Consider the following 21,448-nt stretch of genomic DNA (forward strand, 5'->3'; position numbering starts at 1 on the left):
CCGCTTCAAGCGGGCTTTTCGTTAGTTGAAATTTAGATTATATTGCCTAGGGTACTTCACAGTATAGCCTAGTTTTTTACTGAGACTTTGTTTGGCTGGGATACTAAGGAGCCACTTGACTTCTCCACTTTCAGGGATGATTGTAGCGCCTGATGTTTCAGTCGTTTCCACAGTGATCTCTTTCAGTGTAGAGACTGGGATCTGATCGATGAGTTGTAGCTCAATGGCTGAATTTTTATCATTTCTGATGCTGAACTCCCACGAACGATCTGAGATCTTATTACTACCTATTGTTTGGTTTTTGGTGGTATTGATAAGCGCTTTTCGAGTGACTTTGATTGCTTTGTCTCTTCCCAAACCTATTGTCACCGTATCTAGAGAACCTGTCGAGAGATAGGTTTTGCCCTGATAGGTGCCTTCAAAGAAGATGTTTGCCTCGCCATCTTCTATATATAGTCTGCTCAGATCTGTGAGCTTGGCATTGAGGAAAACACCCTCATCTAGCTTTGGCACTGCATAGTACTGATAGCTAGCAGGGATGCTTTCGCTGATCATCTCTACCATGACTGCGCGCTCTCCAGATCGGATTACATAAGGATCTGTAATTTCAAAAAGGGTATTGGTCTGTGTCTCGTTGATCGTGATATCGATAGAGTTGGCAGCTGGAGTTTCTCTTTTCTGATTGATATTCACTCCCGCTGCTTTTCCTTGAAGGGCTCTTTTGTTTTGACTAGCATATCCAGTTACTACAACTTCTTGAAGATAATTCACTTCAGGTTCAAGGGTGACATTAAGTGTGGCACTATTGGCTGCTATTGTTTTAGGTAAATATCCAAGAGCTTGAAATTCGATAGGGCCTGAATTTGGCGGGATATTTAATTGATATCTACCGTCTAAATCAGTCATTACATTTACACTTGTTCCTTCAATCTGTACTCTTGCCCCAGGTACGGGTGTTCCATCTTGACCATCGATCACTTGACCACGGAGTATACCAAAGAATGAGGAATTACCAGCTCTATTGTTATTTGTAGAGTAGTTATAAGGTAGTCTGATAGGTTCTAGGATTGGAGCTTGGCTAGATTCTCTGGGATTGCCAGTGGAAATATTAAGTTGGATTTTGTCCCAGTCTTCTCCAGTACTTTGATAGACAGAGGCTTTATAGACTAGTTGTAGTGGATTTTTGATATCATCTACTCTAAGGTCATAGGAAGGATCCCAGCCTGCATTGCTCACGAGATAGCTCAGGCTAAAGTTAGCTCGAGTAGCTACATCCGACTTGACAGTGACGATGATCTCACCTGTCATTTCTCTTCCTTTTGTACCCAGTTCTTTGATCTGATTTTCGATGTCAGTGATTTGATTTTTGAGTTCATCACTTTTGCCAAAGTTTTGCAACATACTTTTTCTAATAGCAGTCAGTCGCTCCTTGTGAAAGTCCATCGCAGCCTTGAGCTCTGTGGCATTGTTGCTAGAGATCAGCTGCTGATTTTTATCCAGCATACGCTCTTCTGCTCTCAGGATGTCCATTTCATAGTTGTACTCTACGAGCTTTGCTTTTGCTTTGGCCAAATCCGCCTCTAGTCCTATCTGATGTGCTGGCTTTTGTCCTGACTGGAGGAAGTTATTTTGAAATCTCACGCCCATGATCGTGAAGCTACCTTCACCTTTGACCTGTATGCTTTCTTGATTGATGTCTCGACTGAGTCCTGTGAAGGTGATATCTTGAGTGCCAGCACTGATATTGACAGTGGAGGTACGTTCTATTTGCGCACCAGTTCTAAACACGGTGACTTTATTAAGTTTACTGGGAGTATCCGCAGCATAAGCCGCTTGAAAGCACAAAAACAGCCCCAAAAGCAAAGAGGGAAAAGATAGTCTCATTTCAACAATTTTTAGATTTATTTTTGAATATAAGGATTTGAACAAGAAGTCTCCTTATGCTTCAGTCAATTATTTCAAATAAAGCCTTCCACTCATCCTCTTTGCAGTCCATTTACATATTGACTAGGGGCTTGGTGCTGATTCCATATTTTTCTTACAGGATATTTTGTAAACTGCTTCTTGAATAGAAACAAACATAAGCTTATGAAGAAAATTTATCTTACCTGTTGGCTGGCACTTTTTGCACTAGTATGCTTGCCAGCCGTGCTGATGGGACAGGACTATCCCACCAATGCACAGATCACTCAGCGGCTCAAAGCCCTAAAGAGTAAATACCCCAACCTGACAGATCTCAAGTCACTCACTAAGACGACTGGAGGCAAAGACATCTGGGTGCTTCGATTAGGAAAAGGCGATGCGGATAATAAATCAGCCATTGCTGTAGTCGGAGGTGTAGAAGGATTTCATTTACTCGGTGTGGAGATGAGCTTACGCTTCGCTGAAAGTGTCCTAGCCAATAATGCGGACGTATTGGATGAAGCTACTTTTTATATTTTCCCAAACATGAGTCCAGATGCCTATGAGCAATACTTCGCTGCACTCAAGTATGAGCGTAGAGGCAATGCTACTCCAACTGATGATGATAGAGACGGCAGTGTCAACGAAGATGGCTTTGATGATTTGAATAAGGACGGTGTGATCACACTCATGAGAGTGAAAGATGCTACAGGTCCGTACATCATGCATGAGGCAGATGAGCGCATCATGATCATGGCCAATAAAGACAAAGGAGAAGCTGGTCAATACCTCGTGACTAGTGAAGGAGTCGATCAAGACAAAGACGGACACTTCAATGAAGATGGTGAAGGTGGCGTGGCTTTTAATAAGAGTTTTTCTTATCAGTTTCCATACTTTACGCCCGGCTCTGGGGAGTTTCCAGTGTCTCAGGTAGAGCAGCGTGCGATGCTAGATTTCATGTATGAGCGATTTAATATCCATACAATTTTCACATTTGGTCCAGGCAACAACCTGTCCAGCCCATGGAAATACAATGCTCAAGGAGCTCGAGTGAGAGTAGTTACCTCTGTTTTGTCAGATGATGCGAAGCTCAACGCGCTACTATCAGAGCAGTATAATAAGACTATTTCTCAGAAAAATGCACCAAGTAATCCTGGTACAGATGGAGACTTCTTGCAGTGGGCATATTTCCACTTTGGTAAGCTAAGTCTCGGCACTCCAGGCTGGTGGGTCCCAACAGTGAAAGAGGCTGAAGGTGAAAAAGCTAATGCAGATAAAAACGAAGAAGTAAATTTCCTTCGCTGGGCAACTCAGGAAGGCATCAATGATGTCTTTGTTCCTTGGACTGCAGTGCAGCATCCTGATTTCCCGGGCAAGACTGTAGAAGTAGGTGGTATAAAGCCATTTGTGAAATACAACCCACCTTTTGCGATGATCGATGGAGCAGCCGCTGAGCACAATGCCTACTTGGTGTCTTTGGCTAAAATGCTCCCTTCTCTTGAGTGGATAGACATCAAGCAAGAAAGCCTGGGCAACGGTTTGACGAGAGTAACTGCTAAGCTGCGAAATAAAGGTCAACTACCAACGCACACAGAGATGGGTAAGCGCTCTAGATGGCTGAGAAAAGTCAGAGTAGACATGATGCTAAACGATAAGCAGAGCTTCATCGCTGGTCAAGGCATGACACTCATCGATGCTATCGAGGGCAATGGCTTTGTAGAAATGAGCTGGGTCGTCAGAGGAGCTGGTAAGGTCAACCTTAAAGGAGGAGCTGCTCATACAGGATTCGCAACAGCTGAGTTAACTATTAAATAATTGATGCTATGAAGATCAAATCAACCATATATAAATCAATGCTCTGTGGCGCCCTGGCTTTTGTAGGACTCCAAGGAGCAAATGCTCAAGAAAAGATATTCAGAGCAGCTGGCACACCTCATCAGCCCAAAGTAGAGGTAAGTTGGAACCGCTACTATACCTATGAAGGTGTAGTAGACATCATGCAGAAGATAGCAAAGGCTTATCCAAACCTTGCCAAAGTAGAGTCTATCGGAAAGTCTTATGAGGGCAGAGATATCATGCTCATCACAGTATCTGACTTCGCTACAGGCAATCCTGACCGCAAACCTGCGATGTACATAGATGGTAATATCCACTCTAATGAGATCCAAGGTACTGAAATGGCACTTTATACTGCTTGGTATTTGACTGAGTCGTTTAAGGATGTAGAGTTTATCAAAGAGCTTTTGAAAGAAAAGACTTTTTATATCGTGCCGACTATCAATCCTGATGCGAGGAATAACTACATGAATGAGCCAAATACGGCAAGTTCACCGCGTTCTGGTATGATCGTTCTAGACAATGACGGAGATGGTGAAGCAGGTGAAGACAGATTTGATGACCTAGATGGAGATAATCACATCACGATGATGATTCGTAAAGATCCAAATGGTAGATTCATCAAAGATCCGAATGATCCGCGCAGACTAGTCCCTGTAGCTCCTGGTCAAAAAGGCGAATATGAAATGCTCGGCCAAGAAGGTATAGACAATGACGGTGACGGCTATGTCAATGAAGACGGTATCGGCTACTATGATCCTAACCGTGACTGGGGTTGGAAGTGGCAGCCTGACTATATCCAAAGAGGGGCTTATAAATATCCTTTCTCACTTCCTGAAAATAGAGCTGTAATGGAATTCGTCATGAAGCATCCAAACATCGCTGGTGGTCAAAGCTATCATAATAGTGGTGGGATGCTCCTCAGAGGTCCAGGTGCTGAGGAAGACTTAGCTACTTACAACAGAGATGATGTGAGAATCTATGATGCGCTTGGTAGAAAAGGAGAAGAACTCATCCCAGGATATAGATATCTCGTAGTGTACAAGGATCTTTACTCTGTATTTGGTGGTGAACTAGACTGGTTCTATGGAGGCAGAGGTATTTACACTTTCTCTAATGAGCTTTGGACTAGTTACCTCATGTACAATGAGAATAAAGGAAGAGATGCACAGTATGACTTTGACAAGGACCTCTTATTTGGAGATGCTTTTGTACCATTCAAGTCATATAATCACCCGCAGTTTGGTGAGATTGAGATTGGTGGCTTCAAGAAAAACTTCGGAAGAGCCCATCCTGGCTTTTTACTAGAGTCTGATGCGCACCGCAACATGGCCTTTACGATCTACCATGCGTATCATACACCGAGACTAAGTGTACAAAGCGTGGAGGAAAAAGACCTTGGTGGAGGACTCAAGGAGATCACTGCAATCATCGAAAACGACCGCTTAATGCCTACACATTCTAGCCAAGATCTGAAGTATAAGATTGAGCGACCTGACTATGTGAGCATCAGTGGTGTCAAAGTAGTCACAGGAATGATCGTAGAAAATGAGGACTTCAACAGAGTATCTGAGCAAAAAAATAACCCTGAGAAAATGCAAGTAGCCAATATCCCAGGCAATAGCATCGTGAAGGTGCGCTGGATTGTCTCTGGCAATGCTAAATACAGCATCACTGTGGATAGTGCCAAAGGTGGCTTAGCTACTTGGAGCAAATAATAATTAGTAACAATAAACCCACATACCAAGCCCCGCCTAGTGCGGGGCTTTTTTGTTACTTATTTACAGATCTAAGTGAGAAAAAAAGGATTCATACTTTTCATCTGAGTAATAATAGAGTGCGAAAATAAGCTTGGTTTCCTCCTTTATTTTATCATCCCTTTTAGGAGTGTATACCTTTAAATTTTGACCTATAATATTTATTATTTTTTCATCAATATCCTTAGTATGAAATCCTTTAACCTGTTTTATAGATTCTACGCTTAAGTCTTTATTGATTTTAAGTTCGTATAAGGCAAATTCTTTATTAGGTAATTGAATTCCTCTAAATTCATCAAAGGGTTTGTTCAATACAGAAACTTCTAAATTAAAGGGATTATTGACTTGAATATTTTTTGATTTGATATAGTCAAGTAATTCAATTTTTCTTTCTAACGATTCTTTGCTGTTTTCACTTACAGGATCTATTTGTCGTGAATTTGAACAAAAGTTAAAACTTAAATGGCCGTTCTTATCTTTTTTAGCCAAAATTAGCCATGTTGAATTTTCTTTTATAATTAATGAACAGCTTGTATTTGATAAGCTTTGAACTTTTAATGAAGATAAATGATCTCCCTTATAGAGAGAAATAATGTTTATCTCAAGATCTGAATATACTTTTGGATTTTCCTTATTGGGAGTTACTTTGGTGACGTGAGCAGTGGCTACAAAATCTGATATAGATACTTGATTTACCAGCTCTGTCACTCCACAGTGACAAGCAAAAGCGCTGTTAAAGCTTAAAACAAGAATGATTAAAAAAAGATATTTTTTCATATTTCACAGGTTTTACTGCTCTAATAAACAAAAAATATTTAATAAATAATTGTTTTATTTTAATTTCTCAAAAAGCAAACTCAGAGAGAATCGCCAAAAGTGCAGCCACGATGCTAATCAAGAGCTTATTGGCTTGGAAGCGGTGATGTGGGCTGCTTTCAAAAAAGATAGTCGTAGAAATGTGCAAAAAGCCGCCACTGACGATCGCAAAGAGGATTTCCATGCCTTTGCCCTCTAGGAGTCCCATTCTCGCAAATAGATCACTTCCCAGCATACCGATCGGTGATGCGAGTGCAAAAAGTAAAATCATCAAAAGGACTGTTGCTTTCTTTTTTAGCTCGATGCGAAGTACTGTGGCCAAGGCAAAGGCTGCTGGCATCTTGTGTATGATAATGCCGAGTAGCAGCGTGCTAGAGCCATGATCGTGATTTTCTAGACTAGTAGGCTGAGTCAGTAGCGCACCCTCTAGGACAGAGTGTAGGCAAAGACCAACCATCAGGAAGACGACAGAACTCTTGTGAGAATGCTGCTCATCATGGATGTGTGAATGGTGAATGTGCCCATGCTCTACACCAGAAGTAAGAAACTCTAGAGACTGTTGCATTAGGAATCCAACCAATATAAATAGACCGGTATAATATGGACTAGAGCTAGTCGCGAATAGCTCTGGTAGGATGTGCAGGATCGTGATCGAGAAGAGATAAGACCCCGCAAAGACCAATAGTAGCTTGAAAGTTTGCTGATTAAACTTAGGGAAAAGATATACAGAAAGCCCAGCTGCGAGCGTAGTGATGAGGAGTACGATGAAGTTAATCAGCATCTTTTATTTCTTTTCTGTTAGGATGATCAAACGCTCCGATTGCTTCGCATCAAAAGCTTCCAACTGGTAATTCCCCATCAAAGCACATATCTCTAGTCCAGCCTGCTCAAAATAACGCTCGAAGTCACTCATTTGCAAAGCTTTTACAAATTCTTTGAAATGATAAGAACCTCCGTCTGCCTCAAAACGAATTTCTTTAGTGATGGCTGTTCCTGTAAACTTTCTCCTGATATCAAACTCAATGCCTGCAATGGTTCGTGTTTCCTCAGGGACTAGGTGTGTTTTGACATAGTCTACATTCATGAAGTCTATCAGAAATCTCCCTCCTTTTGGTAGTGCATCTGCCACATGACTAATGACCTTTTGGTTGGTCTGATCCTCTTCAAAATAGCCAAAGCTGGTAAAAAGGTTCAAAATCAAATTATATTGCTTAGGAAAGATAGGATCACGCATGTCATGCACAGCAAAATGCAGCCGATCATTAGCAGACTTTTGCGCAAATGCGATATTTTTTGGAGCGATGTCCAAGCCAGTTACTTGGTAGCCAAGCTGATGTAGATAGACTGCATGCCTTCCCCTCCCACAGCCCAGATCGAGCACATGATCGGAAGCTTGCGGCTTTAAATAAGCCACTAATGCATCGATGAACTGACGCGCTTCCTCACTTCCACGTTTTTGATAAAGTGTGTGGTAGTAGAGAGAATTAAACCAATCATCAAACCAAGCCTTAGACATTACTGGGCTTTAGAAATGTAAGACTTCATACCTTCTGTGGTGAAGCTTTGGAGCTGGCCTTGTTCATCACTATAGATGAGATAAGCATCAAGCTCTGGATGCGCAGCTAGGATCTCCTGACTTTTTTCAAGTCCTAAAACCATAAATGCTGTAGCATAAGCATCTGCTCGCATACAATCTGGTGCAAATACAGAAGCACTTAAAAGTGAGTGCTCCACAGGATAGCCAGTAAATGGACTGATCGTATGGGCATATTTCACGCTGTCTTTGATATAAAAATTACGATAATTGCCAGACGTGGCGATTGCTCGATCTTTTAGCATGGCGATGGCTTCCAATCGCTCACCTGCATCTGCTCCCTCAGGATCGAAGATGCCTACTTTCCAGATTTCTCCACGCTCATTTAAGCCACTAGCGACTAGTTCTCCTCCTATCTCAATTAGAAAATTTTGGATGCCACGCTTTTCCAACAAGGTAGCCATTACATCAACACCATAGCCTTTGGCGATAGCACTAAAGTCTAAATAGATGCCTTCCATCAACTTGCAAACTGAAGTATTGTCAAAAAACACAGAATCAAAATTGACTCTTTTGACCAACTCAGCGACATCGATACTGTCTTTTAAATTAGGACCATCAGGACCAAAGCCCCAAGCATTGACTAGAGGGCCGACTGTAGGATTGAAAGCGCCACCTGTAGCGTCATAGACTTCTCGGCTAGTCTTTAATACTTCAGGAAAAAAGGGTAGTTCAAATTTGAACATTGTGCCCTTGTTGAACTGGGAAATTTCAGAATCTGGGATGTAAGTGGACAAGCTTTGGTTGAAAACTACCAAAACACTGTCGATTTGAGGCTTAAAGTTGCGTCCTTCTTTGTCCAAGTAGATGACACGATAGGTGGTGCCCATCGTTTTACCTTCGATCACCTGTCTGTTTTCTACTGCTTCTGCAGCGGGTTGATTATTTTGACGATAGAGATAGACTGCAACTACTAGGATCAATAGAACGACCGAATAGATCGCGTTTTTTCTTGCGTTTGGAGACATTTCTTTTGGATTTGTTCACAAAAATAACTCAAATGACGGTAAGAAAGATGTCAAAGTGTAGATTTTACAAGAACTTAATGTCTTTACATTAAAAGAAGTGTCCATGCCGAGCTATTCTTTATTTTTGTATTTTTGGACAAAGCGTTTAATACCATGAGAGAGGATTATCTGAAGGGAGATGAAGGACATCTCAGTTCGCAAGACAAGGAAATAGAGAAAGCCCTGCGGCCGCTAAGTTTTGAGGACTTTACGGGACAGCATAAGGTGGTGGAAAACATCAAAATCTTCGTCTTGGCTGCTAAGAAAAGAGAAGAAACGCTAGATCATGTCCTGCTTCATGGCCCTCCAGGACTTGGTAAAACGACACTAAGTAATATCATAGCCAACGAATTAGGAGCTAATATCAAGATCACTTCAGGTCCTGTGCTTGATAAGCCAAGTGATCTTGCAGGTTTGTTGACCAATCTAGAGACAGGAGATGTCCTCTTCATAGATGAAATCCACCGACTCAACCCCATCGTGGAGGAATACCTTTACTCTGCCATGGAAGACTTTAGGATAGATATCATGCTAGACTCTGGTCCCAATGCACGCTCCGTGCAGATCGGCCTCAATCCATTTACTTTAGTGGGAGCGACCACTCGTTCAGGTCTCTTGACATCACCTTTGAGAGCCAGATTTGGGATCAATGCTCGACTTGAATATTATGATGCCAAGTTGCTCACGACCATCGTGCAGCGATCAGCTAGTATTTTACAAACACCTATAGACGAAGCGGCAGCTTATGAAATCGCTCGCAGGAGTAGAGGGACGCCTCGTATTGCCAATATGCTCCTTAGAAGAACTAGGGACTTTGCAGAAGTCAAGGGCAGTGGCCGAATAGATGTAGCCATCGCACAGATCGCACTCAATGCACTAGATGTGGATGATCATGGTCTAGATGAAATGGATAATCGCATCTTGATGACCATCATAGAAAAATTTAAAGGAGGACCTGTAGGACTCTCAACCATCGCTACTGCCTGTGGTGAGGAAGCTGAGACCATCGAGGAGGTATATGAGCCATTTCTGATCATGGAAGGTTTCATCAAACGCACTGCCAGAGGTCGTGAGGCGACTGATCTTGCGTATAAGCACTTGGGATTAAAACCTTTCAATAAAGGAGCGCAACCAGGGCTCTTTGAATCTTAAGTGATGTCTTATCAAGCCAAAAACAGTCAAATAGTCAAGGAAAAAGCCAGAGCTTTAGGTTTTGATTTTTGTGGAATTTCTAAAGCTGAATTTTTAGAAGAAGAAGCACCTAAGCTAGAGGCTTGGCTGAAGAGAGGCTATCAAGGTCAGATGCAGTATCTCGAAAATCACTTTGACAAAAGGCTAGATCCTAGGCTGCTCGTGGATGGAGCACAGTCTGTCATCTCATTGATCTACAATTACTATCCTGAAGAGAGGCAATCAAAGGATACTTTTCAAGTAGCAAAATACGCTTATGGAGAGGATTATCATTTTGTCATTAAAGACAAACTCAAAGAACTTCTCAGTCAGCTGCGAGGAGCGATAGGAGATATCCAAGGGAGAGTATTTGTAGACTCTGCTCCAGTGATGGAGCGTGCCTGGGCAGCCAAGAGTGGTCTCGGATGGATCGGTAAAAACAGTCTGCTGCTCAATAAACAAATGGGTAGTTTTTTCTTTTTGGCAGAACTCATCATAGACTTACCTTTAGAGCCAGATGGCCCTGTAAAAGATTATTGTGGCACTTGTACGCGCTGCGTAGATGCTTGCCCGACAGAGGCTATTCCGCTAGCTGGAGTAGTGGATGGTTCTCGCTGCATTTCATATTTTACCATAGAACTCAAAGAGGAGATTCCTCAGGAGGTCAAAGGGCAGTTTGGCGATTGGGTATTTGGATGTGATATCTGTCAGGATGTGTGTCCGTGGAATCGCTTCAGCAAGCCACACCAAGAATCGCGCTTCGAACCAGGTGAAATGATCTCTTGGACCAAAAATGACTGGAAGGAACTCACAGAAGAGACTTTCAACCAAGTTTTTAAAAACTCCCCACTCAAACGTAGCAAGTGGAAAGGACTCCAGCGAAATATAGATTTTCTTCAAGAATAACAGACTTTTGACATAAAAAAGCCCGAAACAAATGTCTCGGGTTTTTTGCTTCATTTAATCTATGGTTGTTGTTTACTCAAATTCATTTTTGTCATACAAGTCCATGTCTACTCCTCTGCGATAGTCACCCAATAGGTGCTCTGCAAAGTAGTACCACATCATCGTATCAAAGTACTGCTGGTACTGTGCAAATCCATGCCTTCTTCCAGGCATGATGAACATGTCAAAACGTTTACCAGCCTTCACTAAAGCATCTGCTACACGCATGCTATTAGCAGGGTGTACATTATTATCCATGTCTCCATGTACAAGAAGCAAGTGACCTTTGAGGTTCTTGACTAGCTCAGCATTGGTTTTGATTTCAGATTTGAAAGTGATTTCTTCCACTTCTTCTTCTACACCTTCTTCGTTTTTCTTTTTCACTTTCTTTTTGACCTCTTTCACTCCGTGGTGTACTTCACCCCACCAGATGTTGTAGATATTGTTGTCATGGTTACCAGCTGATGATACTGCTACTTTGTAGAAATCAGGATAAGTCAAAAGTGCAGCAGTAGACATGAATCCACCTCCAGAGTGACCGAAGATACCTACTTTGTCTATATCGATGAAGTCATGCTTCATAGAGAGTTGCTCGAGTGCATATTTGTTATCCTCTAGCGGATAGTCTCTCATGTTGTCATAGCCATAAGTATGGTAATACTTAGATCTCTGTGGACTACCACCTCTCTGGCCTACAGCCACTACGATGAATCCAAGCTGAGAAAGCGGCACATTTCTACCTCTAGCACCCACGAAATTGAGCGGCACTGGCTCAGTTTGAGGCCCTGGATATACGTAGGTGATCACGGGATACTTCTTAGTAGAGTCGAAGTCAAATGGCTTCCACATCACACCATAGAGATCCGTAGCGCCATCAGCAGCCTTCACGGTAAACTTCTCTGGCATCTGGTAGCCAGCCTCCATGAGTCTACTAACATCAGCAGTCTCTAGTTTCATGACCACGCGACCTTCGCTGTCTCTAAGCACAGCTTCTGGGATCATATCTACTCTAGAGTAGTTGTCTACGAAGAAGTTGCTCTTGTCAGAAAAGTTAGCACTGTGGGTAGCGTCCTCAGGAGTGAGTAGTTTCTGGCCAGAGCCATCAAATCCTACTTTGTAGTGGATGCTGTAGTATGGGTCGATTCCTTTTTCTTTGCCAAAAGCATCGTAATAAATCACCCTCTTGAGGGTATCTATCTTCTGAATATCACCTACTACAAAATAGCCATCAGTGATTTTATTTTTTAGCTTTCCATTAGCATCATAAAGGTAAAGTTGTCCCCAACCAGTGCGCTCAGACCACCAGATGATCTCTTTGCCCTCATTGATCAAGCCGACTTGCGCATAGCGTGTATTGAAGTAAGGCTTGCTTTCTTCCTCGATGAGTACTTGGACCTCACCTGTTTTGGTGTCAGCCTTGCAGAGCTCAATCTTAGACCAAGTACGATCTCTACGGATGAAATAAAGATAGTCTGAAGTTTTCATCGGCATGAAGAATCCTCCTCCTGAGCCAAAGTATGCACCGCCTAGAGACTGATCTTTCCACTTTTCTACATTGACTTTTACTTTGCTCTTATCTGCTACGTCAAAGATAAAGAGCTCCTCTTGTTGGATGTCTTTTTCCCCAGGCATAGGGTACTTATAAGTCTCTAGTGTAGGTCTGTCTTTGCCATAGCTATTGATGACCCATAGATCGCCTACCTTGCGCGAGTCAGTGCGTTTTACATACAGTTTCTTAGAGTCTTTAAACCACGTGGCTCTAGCTCTTACACGCTTGGTAGTAGTTGTATCACTATCACTTGCGCCATAGCTGTAGTATTTTTCACCATCATCTGTCAGCTGATACTCTACACTGTCACTATCTCCAGCCTTCATCAGATAGAGATTGTGATTTTTAGCAAAGGCTATCCATGTACTGTCTGGAGAGTAGCTCGCCCAAAATTCTCTTTTTGGGCCTCTCTCTAGGCTGTCACCTTTGATGAGGGTACGATTATTTAGGTTATAAGTAAAACCGATAGAATCCACATGAAAAGTGAAAAGCTTCTTATCCGTATCATACTTGAAGCCTTTTAGGTCTAGATTTTTAGAATTAAAAGGTCTGTTGAATGCTTCTGAAAGCTTAGCGGCCATGAATTCCTTATCGAAAAGTTCACGCTTAGTTTTAGCTACAGCATCTACGAAGTACCAGTTTTTACCATCACCCGTCTCAAACTCATACCAAAACTGATCAGTATCTTTGATCCAGTTGGCATTGACACTAGTACTACCGCTCATTTTTCGCATGTTCTCAGGGGAGAATTTATGAGCGAGTTTAAAGTTGGCTTGTCCCTGCGCCCATCCACTTGCTACAAATAGCAGCAGGATGATAGCGGTCAAGCTTTTGTGAGTAAAGATTTGCTTCATATTTTTTTGATTTGATTTATTTCAATAAGTCAGGAATATACTCAAGGAAAAGATCGGCTAGCCTAAATATTCTTTTAGTGGTTAGCTACTTATATATTTGGAGGATTGACTTTTCAACACTCAGAGAGTGAGTCTCATTTACCTCTCACGGAAATAAACTTTTGCACTTGCGGGGATTTGACTAATTTGGATTCTATAAATAACACTTAACAGACATGAAAACCAACCCTCACATGAAGATAAGTCTAGGTATCTGCCTACTAGCAGGAGCACTTTGGGGCTGTGAAGCGCCTAAGGAAGACCTTGACACTGTCTTGACCAAAATCAATAAAGACGTATTGGCCAACTCCAAGGCTTATCAGACTCTAGAAGATGCTACAAGTACCATTGGACACAGGCTTACAGGTACAGCCAATGGCGCGGCAGCAGAAGAATATGCTTATAACCTATTCGCTTCATATGGTCTTGATGTCAAATATCAGCCATTTGAAGTGGTAAGCTGGACAAGAGGCACTATAGAGACGCAGATAGGTGCCGAAGGTAAGCTAGAATATCTACCATCGGTGAGTTTGGCACATTCGCCAGTAGAGGCAGACGTGACGGGAGAGATCGTAGATATGGGTAATGGTATCCAAGCTGACTATGAAGCTAAGCCTGGGGCCGTCAAGGATAAAATCGCTTTGGTTTATATAGGCATACTGCCTGATAGCCCTGAAGGTACAAGCAATCTACATCGCTCTGAAAAAGCTAAGCTAGCGATAGACAATGGCGCTAAAGCGATCATCATTTACAATCAAGTAAAGGATAAAGTACTCCTCACGGGTACTGCTTCTGTGGATGGGGATCTTATTCCTATCCCTGCAGTATGTATTGGCTATGAGGATGGCATAGCACTACGTGAAAAAATGAAAGCTCAAAAGCAATTTGCTCGAGTACAGATGACAAATACTTCTGCTCCGATAAAAGCTAGAAATGTCATCGCTACGATCAAAGGATCGGAACTTCCAGAGGAGAAAATCATCATCGGAGGTCACCTAGACAGCTGGGATTTGGCCACTGGTGCTACTGATAATGGATTGGGAACTTTCGCGATCATGGATATGGCGAGATCATTTAAGCAGTTAGGTCTGAAGCCAAAGAGAACGATTGAGTTTATCATGTTTATGGGTGAAGAGCAAGGACTGCTCGGCTCAAGAGCATATGTCGAAGAGGCTAAGGCTAATGGCACACTTGATCAGGTGAAATACATGTTCAACCAAGATATGTCCGGAAACCCTATCGGGATGAATCTAGGTGGCAGAACGGAGGCGGAAGCTTTTTTCAAAGAGGTAGGTCAAAAAATCAATGGGATCGATTCGCTATACAGCAATTTAACCAGAACTGGCGCAGGGCTACATAGTGATCATCAGCCATTCATGCTAGAAGGTGTGCCTACCATGTCACCTATTAGTAATTTGAATGCAGATATTTTTCTTTGCTATCATGCAGATTGTGATGACTTTGACTTGATCGTAGAGGAGCATATTCTTAATAATGTTCGATTTAGTGGGATGGTACTCTATGCGCTAGCTGATGCGGATCAGTTGCCTGCTGCTAAGCTTTCGGATGAAGAAACAAAAACATTCATGCAAGAAAAGGGCTTGGAGCTCAAGCTTAGGCTTGGAGGAGATTGGAGATGGGGGATGTGATGATTCTCTAGCGGTCTGTAAACCTGAGTGTTAATCACTCAGGTTTTATTTTTTTATTCACACTTTACACAAAAGGTTTTATACTTTAATTTTTATTTAATATCATTATAAATCTAACGAGACAGTCCCAACCTAAAAATGAAGATAATACTTGCGACTTCTGTCGCATTACTTTTTTGCTTATCAGCAAAAGGTCAAATCAGAGTTTATACTGAAAGGGCTTCAGATGAGTCGATTAATATTTTTTGTGAAAACACTACCGATTGTGTTTATACAATTGTTTTTGATTTTGATACCCTCCAAAATTTATCTTCAGATTCAGTAGGGGTCCAAGTGATCAAGCCAGGAATTGTTAAGCTTGCACAATTGACCAAGCTGCAGGCTGGTGAACCAGACAAATTGAGTTTTCGCCATCAGTTTTGGTTAGGCGATTACAGCCAATCTCCAGATAGCGAGTTTGTTTATTTGCTGCCCTATCCTGAAGGGGTCAAAGCAAAGGCACAAGACATTCGAAATATTGATCTCGATGACCTTTACCAAGAAAAGACCATTCGTTTTGTTTTCGAAGAAGAAGTAGCAGTCTGTGCTCCTCGAGCTGGAAAAGTTGTGGGAATCACCTCAGCTACCCCATGTGAACATGGCTTATGTCTTCAAGAGGTAAACAGCATAGACATTCTTCATGGTGATGGTGCTATCACTACGCTCAAGATGATCAAAGATGGTTCTGTTAAAGTAAATTTAGGTCAGGAAGTCTTAGCTGGTCAAGTAGTAGCACTAAGTGAGCCAATAGTCAATGGCTCAGGCTATCAAGTATGCATGCATGTCAAGCACCTCATACAATCTCCATATCCTCATAGTAGATTAACTTATGCTTATTTATGGCCAGTATTTTTATCAGCTACAGCTGTTATGCCTATAGAAGAAGAGGGGCCTCATGAATCTGTGCACCCAGAAAGTGTTATACTTTCCAATAAGTAATCTTTATCGTTTTCTATTACCAAGCCACACCCCAAAAACGATAGCAGCCATTCCTACATAATGTCCAAATAGGATACGTTCACCATCAAATATTCCCCACATGATCGCTACTATGGGGATCAAGTAAGTCACGCTGCTTGCAAATACAGGAGTAGTGACTTTTACGATCTTATTGAATAAAATCAGGGCTATGGCTGTCCCCATTACACCTAAAAGCACGATAAATCCTGCTGCTCTCAGTCCACCTTCGGCATGGATCAGTTTGAAAGAAAAGTCTGTACCCATAAGCAAATATCCCGCTGCAAATGGTAAAACGAGTGCTAAAGAAATGGACGTGATATCAAGTGGTTTGATATTGACTAAGAAGTATTTGATCAGGTTCAAGTTGAGACCATAGCAAATGGTGGCTAATAGTACATAGAAAGCATAGCTATTGATATCACCTAAGTCCATCAGGTTGCTCCCTGGCTTGACTAATATAAGTAAAGTCACCCCTATAAATGCAATCATAAGTCCTATCGCGTTGCGCTGTGTGATGCGTGCTTTGAAAAATATAGCTCCCATGATGATCACAAACATCGGAGTGAGGGCATTGAGCACCCCTGTCAAAGAGCTGTTGAGTTGGGTCTGCGCTTTAGCAAAAAGAAATGCAGGAAAGAAACTACCTACAAGCCCTATGACAAAAAGGTTTTTCCAATCCTTAAGACTTAGATTTTTTAGTTTGGGCAGTGAAAAAGGCAGTAGAACTACAGCTGCAGCGAGTATCCTCAACCCACCTACTTCTCCTGGAGAGTAGACGAGCAAGCCTCTTTTGATCAAAATAAACGAACTACCCCAGATCAGAGCTAGTAAAATCAAAAGTCCCCAACCTTGGAGACTTTCCTTTGAGGAGCTAGTATCCTGCATTTTTCTTAATTATTCTGCTGTGTATACTCCTGAAAAAACCTCCTCTATCTCGGCCAAAGTCTGGTAAACATCTTCGATAGTCAGCGCTTCTACTAGGCGCATTCTATAAGGTTTGAAATTAGGAATTCCTCTAAAGTAATTGGTATAGTGTCTTCTCATTTCTAAGATCCCTAGTTTTTCACCCTTCCATTCTACTGAGAAGTCAAAGTGCTTTTTGGCTACTTTGATACGCTCTTTTAGGTCTGGGCCAGGGAGAAGTTCTCCAGTAGCGAAGTGATGCTTGATCTCATTAAATATCCATGGGTAACCTATCGCAGCACGACCGATCATCATACCATCTACGCCATATTTGTCTCTATATTCTTTAGCTTTTTGGGGGCTGTCGATATCTCCATTGCCAAACACGGGGATGTGGATATCTTGACAGTTTTTGACTTCGGCTAGATAGGACCAGTCAGCTTCACCTTTGTACATTTGCTTGCGTGTACGGGCGTGAATGCTGATAGCTTGGATACCTACATCTTGGAGCCTGCGAACCACTTCTACGATGCGGATAGTATTTTCGTCCCAGCCTAAGCGTGTTTTTACTGTCACTGGTATATTGACACGCTTGACGATTTCAGCAGTCATTCTCACCATCTTATCGATATCTAGAAGGATGCCTGCGCCTGCACCTTTACAGGCTACTTTGTTTACAGGACAGCCATAGTTGATGTCAAGTATCTCTGGTCCTGCTGCTTCAGCTATAGCAGCTGCTTCTCGCATAGACTCTATTTCATTGCCAAAGATCTGGATGCCGATAGGACGCTCATAGTCATAGATATCGAGTTTTTGCACACTTTTATCAGCATGGCGGATCAGTCCGTCTGCTGCGATAAACTCTGTGTACATCAAATCTGCCCCATTTTCCTTACATACTGCTCTAAATGGCGGATCACTGACGTCCTCCATCGGAGCGAGTAATAGGGGAAATTCACCCAATTCTAAGTTTCCTATCTTTACCACCTGTATTTTGAAATTTTGCTGTAAATTTACTGTCAATTATGGACAAACACGTAATCGCCAACAAAATATCTGAAAACAGAAATCCCTGGTTTTCATTTTTTTTACTCATCCTTGTCTCCTTTGGCTGTCTAGTTATCTTCCAATCTATCGCTTTTGTCTTAGCTCCACTGATCTTTGGAGTGCCTATGGATGAGATGATCGGTATGATGCAGGGGGCGTCTAGTGGTGAGAAAATGCTAGAAGTGATGTACCTCTTGCAAGCTATTTCAGCGATTGGAGGATTTATCGTAGGGCCTTTGATCTACTTATGGGTATTGGATAAAGCAAAGGTCAAAGAACTGCTTCCCTTCAAGGTGACTTCAACCAAACAGCTAGTGATGACGATACCGATCATGTTTGTTTTTATCATCGGGATCTCTTCGATCATTGAATTCAATATGAACTTGACTTTCCCTGAGCCATTTGAGTCTTGGGCCAGAGCGCAAGAAGATCAGCTAGCAGAGTTGACCAAAATGCTCACGACTTTCGATGGCTTTGGGATGTTTTTGGTAGGGATCTTTGTGGTGGCGGTGATTCCTGGTATTGGAGAGGAGTTGCTATTCAGAGGAGTGATGCAGCCCCTACTGATCAAGGCTACTAAAAGTCATCATGTGGGTATTTGGCTAGCAGCAATTATATTTGGCTTAATACACATGCAGTTTTATGGAGTGATTCCGAGGATTCTACTTGGTGCAGCATTCGGATATTTATACCATTATAGTGGATCTTTGGTCATACCCATGTTGGCTCACTTCTTCAACAATGCTTTTTCACTATCAATGGCTTATTTAGCACAATTGGAAATAATAGATCCTGAATTGGCAGAAGGTACTGATGTAGTCAATGTTTACTTCTCGCTATTTGCCCTTGGCTTGTCGATTTATTTTATCTATTTATTCAAAAAAACTCATCCATCTAACCAAGCGGTATCATGAGCAATTGGCAATCCGTCTTCACTTCTCCCTCTTCTGTACATGCAGAGATCGTGAAGGGCGTGCTAGAATCTCATGGGATAGCGGCAGTTTTGGTTAATAAGCAGGATTCTTTTTATAAGTTAGGTTACTTAGAAGTACATGTCAGTCAAGAGCAGGTCATGCTTGCTTTGAAAATTGTAGAAAATGAGATCACGTTTTAATATCAATAATTATAGTAACCTAGCACAGCGCGTCATAGCCGCCATCATCGGAGGGTCTATCTTGATAGCAGGGACTATCTATGATCAGTGGCTTTACTTTGCGATATTTTTTGTGATCTGTATGTTGGCTCAGTTGGAATTTTACAAGCTTGTAGGTCTTGATGGGATGCTTCCGCTCAAGACTGTAGGTACGATACTAGGCTGTGTGATCTTCACCATGTCTTATTTAGTGGAGCTCAAGCACCTACCAGATAGCTACTACTTTCTGATTTTTCCATTGGTATCTATTATTTTCTTTATCAAGCTGTATAAAAAGTCAGACAAGAAACCTTTTACGAGTATTGCATTTACCTTTCTAGGAATATTTTATGTAGGGATTCCGTTTGCTTTGCTCAATGTAGCGGCATTTTCTGTCAATGGAATATTTCAATATGAGATCATATTAGGAACGCTCTTTATCCTTTGGGCAAGTGACTCTGGAGCATATTTTGCAGGCACGAGATTTGGTAAGACTAAGCTGTTTGAACGAATCTCTCCTAAAAAGTCTTGGGAAGGAAGTGTAGGTGGTGCGATCACCTCATTTGGTGTGGCACTTGTGTTGGCGAGTAAGTTTACCATACTAGACGTCACTCAGTGGATGATCATCACTACGATCATCATCATCGCGGGTACGTATGGAGACTTGGTAGAGTCACTGTTCAAAAGAAGCATAGAAATCAAAGATTCAGGCCAAAGTATACCAGGGCATGGGGGCTTTTTAGACCGTTTTGATGGTCTTTTATTAGCTTCACCCTTTATTACTGCCTTTCTTAAAATCTTTTAAAAGGGAACTCCGTAATAGAATAAAAAGAACTAATATTGCATTAAATTTAGTACTACAACATAACCCAATATGGCTTATATAGAACCTGCTCCGATCAAGGATAGAGAAAATCCACTGGAGTCAATGATGTCGAGGTTTAACATTGCTGCTGAAAAGCTAGGGCTTGAAGAGCAAGTGTATAACGTACTCAAAAATCCAGCAAAACAAGTTATCGTATCACTTCCTATCACCATGGACAATGGTAAGATAGAAGTGTTTGAAGGCATTAGAGTGATCCACTCTAATATCTTAGGTCCTGCCAAAGGTGGGATCAGATTTGCGCCTGATGTACACCTCGATGAGGTGAGGGCTCTCGCTGCATGGATGACATGGAAATGTGCTGTAGTAGATATCCCTTATGGTGGTGGTAAAGGGGGCGTAAGATGTAATCCTCGTGAAATGTCAGCGGGTGAAATCGAGCGACTCATGAGAGCTTATACCCTAGCCATGATTGATGTGTTTGGCCCGGATAAGGATATCCCAGCGCCTGATATGGGTACAGGACCTCGTGAGATGGCTTGGCTCATGGACGAATACTCTAAGTCACATGGGATGACTGTCAATGCAGTAGTGACGGGTAAGCCACTTGTATTGGGAGGATCTCTCGGTCGTACAGAAGCTACAGGTAGAGGGGTGATGGTTTCTGCACTTGCGGCTATGGAAAAATTAAAAATCAACCCTTATCAAGCTACATGTGCGGTACAAGGCTTCGGAAACGTAGGTTCTTGGGCAGCGATCTTGCTTGAAGAGAGAGGACTTAAAGTCGTAGCGATATCAGATATCTCTGGTGCTTATCATAATAGCAATGGTATCAATATCCAAGAAGCGATCGCTTATAGAGATAATAATAAAGGAACACTTGAAGGGTACAAAGGTGCTGAAAAACTCAGCACGCCAGGCGAGCTACTCGAACTAGATGTAGATGTACTCGTACCTGCAGCAGTAGAAGATGTGATCACTACCGCCAATGCGGATAAGATCAAAGCTAAGCTGATCGTAGAAGGTGCCAATGGACCTACTTCAGCTAAGGCAGATCAAATCCTTGTAGACAAAGGTGTGATGTCAGTACCTGATATCTTGGCCAATGCTGGAGGAGTGACAGTGTCTTACTTTGAGTGGGTACAAAACAGACTGGGCTACAAGTGGACTGCAGAAAGGGTCAACAGAAGATCTGATAGGATCATGAAGGATGCTTTCCAGAATGTCTACAAAGCTGCACAGCAATATGATGTTCCATTGAGAATTGCTGCTTACATAGTAGCTATCGATAAGGTAGCCAAGACGTATAAGTTCAGAGGAGGATTCTAATACTCGAACATATTTGTTAAATTTGAAGGTGTGTTCGTGAGAGCACACCTTTTTTACTTTTGGTTCAGTGGCAAAGCTGCTGATTTGAAACAAAACA

General features: G+C 42.1%; 18 protein-coding genes. 10 read left to right on the forward strand and 8 right to left on the reverse strand.

Annotated elements, in window-relative coordinates:
* Positions 1–21: 21 nt before the first annotated feature.
* Positions 22–1,884 (reverse strand): DUF4139 domain-containing protein, encoded by a 1,863-nt coding sequence (locus tag I5349_RS06875; RefSeq protein WP_226390007.1) that lies wholly within the window; start codon positions 1,882–1,884, stop codon positions 22–24.
* Positions 1,885–2,088: 204 nt separating this feature from the next.
* On the opposite strand from I5349_RS06875, the gene I5349_RS06880 reads away from it, so the two are divergent.
* Together I5349_RS06880 and I5349_RS06885 are read left to right on the forward strand one after the other, a co-directional pair.
* On the forward strand, positions 2,089–3,717 hold the full coding sequence (locus I5349_RS06880) for a M14 family metallopeptidase (protein WP_226390008.1): 1,629 nt from the start codon (positions 2,089–2,091) through the stop codon (positions 3,715–3,717).
* Positions 3,718–3,725: 8 nt separating this feature from the next.
* Complete coding sequence (locus tag I5349_RS06885; protein ID WP_226390009.1) at positions 3,726–5,456, forward strand: M14 family metallopeptidase; 1,731 nt, start codon at positions 3,726–3,728, stop codon at positions 5,454–5,456.
* Positions 5,457–5,519: 63 nt separating this feature from the next.
* On the opposite strand, the gene I5349_RS06890 is transcribed toward I5349_RS06885, so the two are convergent.
* From I5349_RS06890 to I5349_RS06905, 4 genes are all read right to left on the reverse strand, one after another.
* On the reverse strand, positions 5,520–6,272 hold the full coding sequence (locus I5349_RS06890; protein ID WP_226390010.1) for a hypothetical protein: 753 nt from the start codon (positions 6,270–6,272) through the stop codon (positions 5,520–5,522).
* Positions 6,273–6,339: 67 nt separating this feature from the next.
* Positions 6,340–7,092, reverse strand: a complete 753-nt coding sequence (locus tag I5349_RS06895; protein WP_226390011.1) for a ZIP family metal transporter — start codon at positions 7,090–7,092, stop codon at positions 6,340–6,342.
* A gap of 3 nt (positions 7,093–7,095) precedes the next feature.
* On the reverse strand, positions 7,096–7,827 hold the full coding sequence (locus I5349_RS06900) for a class I SAM-dependent DNA methyltransferase (protein WP_226390012.1): 732 nt from the start codon (positions 7,825–7,827) through the stop codon (positions 7,096–7,098).
* A complete protein-coding gene (locus I5349_RS06905; RefSeq protein ID WP_226390013.1) occupies positions 7,827–8,873 on the reverse strand; it encodes an FAD:protein FMN transferase in 1,047 nt (348 codons plus the stop codon). The genes I5349_RS06900 and I5349_RS06905 overlap by 1 nt, the downstream gene beginning before the upstream one ends.
* A gap of 153 nt (positions 8,874–9,026) precedes the next feature.
* Here I5349_RS06905 and ruvB point away from each other — a divergent pair, with 153 nt between their 5' ends.
* Both ruvB and queG read left to right on the forward strand, forming a co-directional pair.
* On the forward strand, positions 9,027–10,064 hold the full coding sequence (gene ruvB / locus I5349_RS06910; protein WP_226390014.1) for a Holliday junction branch migration DNA helicase RuvB: 1,038 nt from the start codon (positions 9,027–9,029) through the stop codon (positions 10,062–10,064).
* A gap of 3 nt (positions 10,065–10,067) precedes the next feature.
* The gene (queG, locus tag I5349_RS06915; RefSeq protein WP_226390015.1) at positions 10,068–10,988 is read left to right on the forward strand and encodes a tRNA epoxyqueuosine(34) reductase QueG; all 921 of its coding nucleotides are present in this window, start codon (positions 10,068–10,070) and stop codon (positions 10,986–10,988) included.
* A 72-nt stretch (positions 10,989–11,060) separates the two neighbouring features.
* On the opposite strand, the gene I5349_RS06920 is transcribed toward queG, so the two are convergent.
* On the reverse strand, positions 11,061–13,430 hold the full coding sequence (locus I5349_RS06920) for a S9 family peptidase (protein ID WP_226390016.1): 2,370 nt from the start codon (positions 13,428–13,430) through the stop codon (positions 11,061–11,063).
* Positions 13,431–13,663: 233 nt separating this feature from the next.
* On the opposite strand from I5349_RS06920, the gene I5349_RS06925 reads away from it, so the two are divergent.
* Both I5349_RS06925 and I5349_RS06930 read left to right on the forward strand, forming a co-directional pair.
* Complete coding sequence (locus I5349_RS06925) at positions 13,664–15,118, forward strand: M20/M25/M40 family metallo-hydrolase (RefSeq protein WP_226390017.1); 1,455 nt, start codon at positions 13,664–13,666, stop codon at positions 15,116–15,118.
* Between the two features lie 138 nt (positions 15,119–15,256).
* Complete coding sequence (locus tag I5349_RS06930) at positions 15,257–16,096, forward strand: hypothetical protein (RefSeq protein ID WP_226390018.1); 840 nt, start codon at positions 15,257–15,259, stop codon at positions 16,094–16,096.
* A 3-nt stretch (positions 16,097–16,099) separates the two neighbouring features.
* On the opposite strand, the gene I5349_RS06935 is transcribed toward I5349_RS06930, so the two are convergent.
* Both I5349_RS06935 and dusB read right to left on the reverse strand, forming a co-directional pair.
* A complete protein-coding gene (locus I5349_RS06935) occupies positions 16,100–17,002 on the reverse strand; it encodes a DMT family transporter (RefSeq protein ID WP_226390019.1) in 903 nt (300 codons plus the stop codon).
* A gap of 9 nt (positions 17,003–17,011) precedes the next feature.
* Positions 17,012–18,007 (reverse strand): tRNA dihydrouridine synthase DusB, encoded by a 996-nt coding sequence (gene dusB / locus I5349_RS06940; RefSeq protein ID WP_226390020.1) that lies wholly within the window; start codon positions 18,005–18,007, stop codon positions 17,012–17,014.
* A gap of 38 nt (positions 18,008–18,045) precedes the next feature.
* On the opposite strand from dusB, the gene I5349_RS06945 reads away from it, so the two are divergent.
* The 4 genes from I5349_RS06945 to I5349_RS06960 all read left to right on the forward strand — a co-directional run bounded on the left by I5349_RS06945 (position 18,046) and on the right by I5349_RS06960 (position 21,351).
* Positions 18,046–18,981: a CPBP family intramembrane glutamic endopeptidase gene (locus tag I5349_RS06945; protein ID WP_226390021.1), complete on the forward strand. Its 936-nt coding sequence runs from the start codon at positions 18,046–18,048 to the stop codon at positions 18,979–18,981.
* On the forward strand, positions 18,978–19,181 hold the full coding sequence (locus I5349_RS06950) for a putative signal transducing protein (protein WP_226390022.1): 204 nt from the start codon (positions 18,978–18,980) through the stop codon (positions 19,179–19,181). Before I5349_RS06945 ends, I5349_RS06950 begins: the two co-directional genes overlap by 4 nt.
* On the forward strand, positions 19,165–20,004 hold the full coding sequence (locus I5349_RS06955) for a phosphatidate cytidylyltransferase (protein ID WP_226390023.1): 840 nt from the start codon (positions 19,165–19,167) through the stop codon (positions 20,002–20,004). Before I5349_RS06950 ends, I5349_RS06955 begins: the two co-directional genes overlap by 17 nt.
* A 69-nt stretch (positions 20,005–20,073) precedes the next feature.
* Positions 20,074–21,351, forward strand: coding sequence for a Glu/Leu/Phe/Val family dehydrogenase (locus tag I5349_RS06960; RefSeq protein WP_226390024.1), 1,278 nt, complete (start codon positions 20,074–20,076; stop codon positions 21,349–21,351).
* Positions 21,352–21,448 lie beyond the last annotated feature (97 nt).

Source organism: Penaeicola halotolerans (assembly GCF_016464625.1).
In the GTDB taxonomy this organism is placed as follows: Bacteria; Bacteroidota; Bacteroidia; order Cytophagales; family Cyclobacteriaceae; genus Penaeicola; species Penaeicola halotolerans.

Bases quoted from the DNA above. Each gene is read 5' to 3' on its own strand.
- I5349_RS06875 (WP_226390007.1), bottom strand. From the start codon at position 1,884: ATGAGACTATCTTTTCCCTCTTTGCTTTTGGGGCTGTTTTTGTGCTTT.
- I5349_RS06880 (WP_226390008.1), top strand. From the start codon at position 2,089: ATGAAGAAAATTTATCTTACCTGTTGGCTGGCACTTTTTGCACTAGTA.
- I5349_RS06885 (WP_226390009.1), top strand. From the start codon at position 3,726: ATGAAGATCAAATCAACCATATATAAATCAATGCTCTGTGGCGCCCTG.
- I5349_RS06890 (WP_226390010.1), bottom strand. From the start codon at position 6,272: ATGAAAAAATATCTTTTTTTAATCATTCTTGTTTTAAGCTTTAACAGC.
- I5349_RS06895 (WP_226390011.1), bottom strand. From the start codon at position 7,092: ATGCTGATTAACTTCATCGTACTCCTCATCACTACGCTCGCAGCTGGG.
- I5349_RS06900 (WP_226390012.1), bottom strand. From the start codon at position 7,827: ATGTCTAAGGCTTGGTTTGATGATTGGTTTAATTCTCTCTACTACCAC.
- I5349_RS06905 (WP_226390013.1), bottom strand. From the start codon at position 8,873: ATGTCTCCAAACGCAAGAAAAAACGCGATCTATTCGGTCGTTCTATTG.
- ruvB (WP_226390014.1), top strand. From the start codon at position 9,027: ATGAGAGAGGATTATCTGAAGGGAGATGAAGGACATCTCAGTTCGCAA.
- queG (WP_226390015.1), top strand. From the start codon at position 10,068: ATGTCTTATCAAGCCAAAAACAGTCAAATAGTCAAGGAAAAAGCCAGA.
- I5349_RS06920 (WP_226390016.1), bottom strand. From the start codon at position 13,430: ATGAAGCAAATCTTTACTCACAAAAGCTTGACCGCTATCATCCTGCTG.
- I5349_RS06925 (WP_226390017.1), top strand. From the start codon at position 13,664: ATGAAGATAAGTCTAGGTATCTGCCTACTAGCAGGAGCACTTTGGGGC.
- I5349_RS06930 (WP_226390018.1), top strand. From the start codon at position 15,257: ATGAAGATAATACTTGCGACTTCTGTCGCATTACTTTTTTGCTTATCA.
- I5349_RS06935 (WP_226390019.1), bottom strand. From the start codon at position 17,002: ATGCAGGATACTAGCTCCTCAAAGGAAAGTCTCCAAGGTTGGGGACTT.
- I5349_RS06945 (WP_226390021.1), top strand. From the start codon at position 18,046: ATGGACAAACACGTAATCGCCAACAAAATATCTGAAAACAGAAATCCC.
- I5349_RS06950 (WP_226390022.1), top strand. From the start codon at position 18,978: ATGAGCAATTGGCAATCCGTCTTCACTTCTCCCTCTTCTGTACATGCA.
- I5349_RS06955 (WP_226390023.1), top strand. From the start codon at position 19,165: ATGAGATCACGTTTTAATATCAATAATTATAGTAACCTAGCACAGCGC.
- I5349_RS06960 (WP_226390024.1), top strand. From the start codon at position 20,074: ATGGCTTATATAGAACCTGCTCCGATCAAGGATAGAGAAAATCCACTG.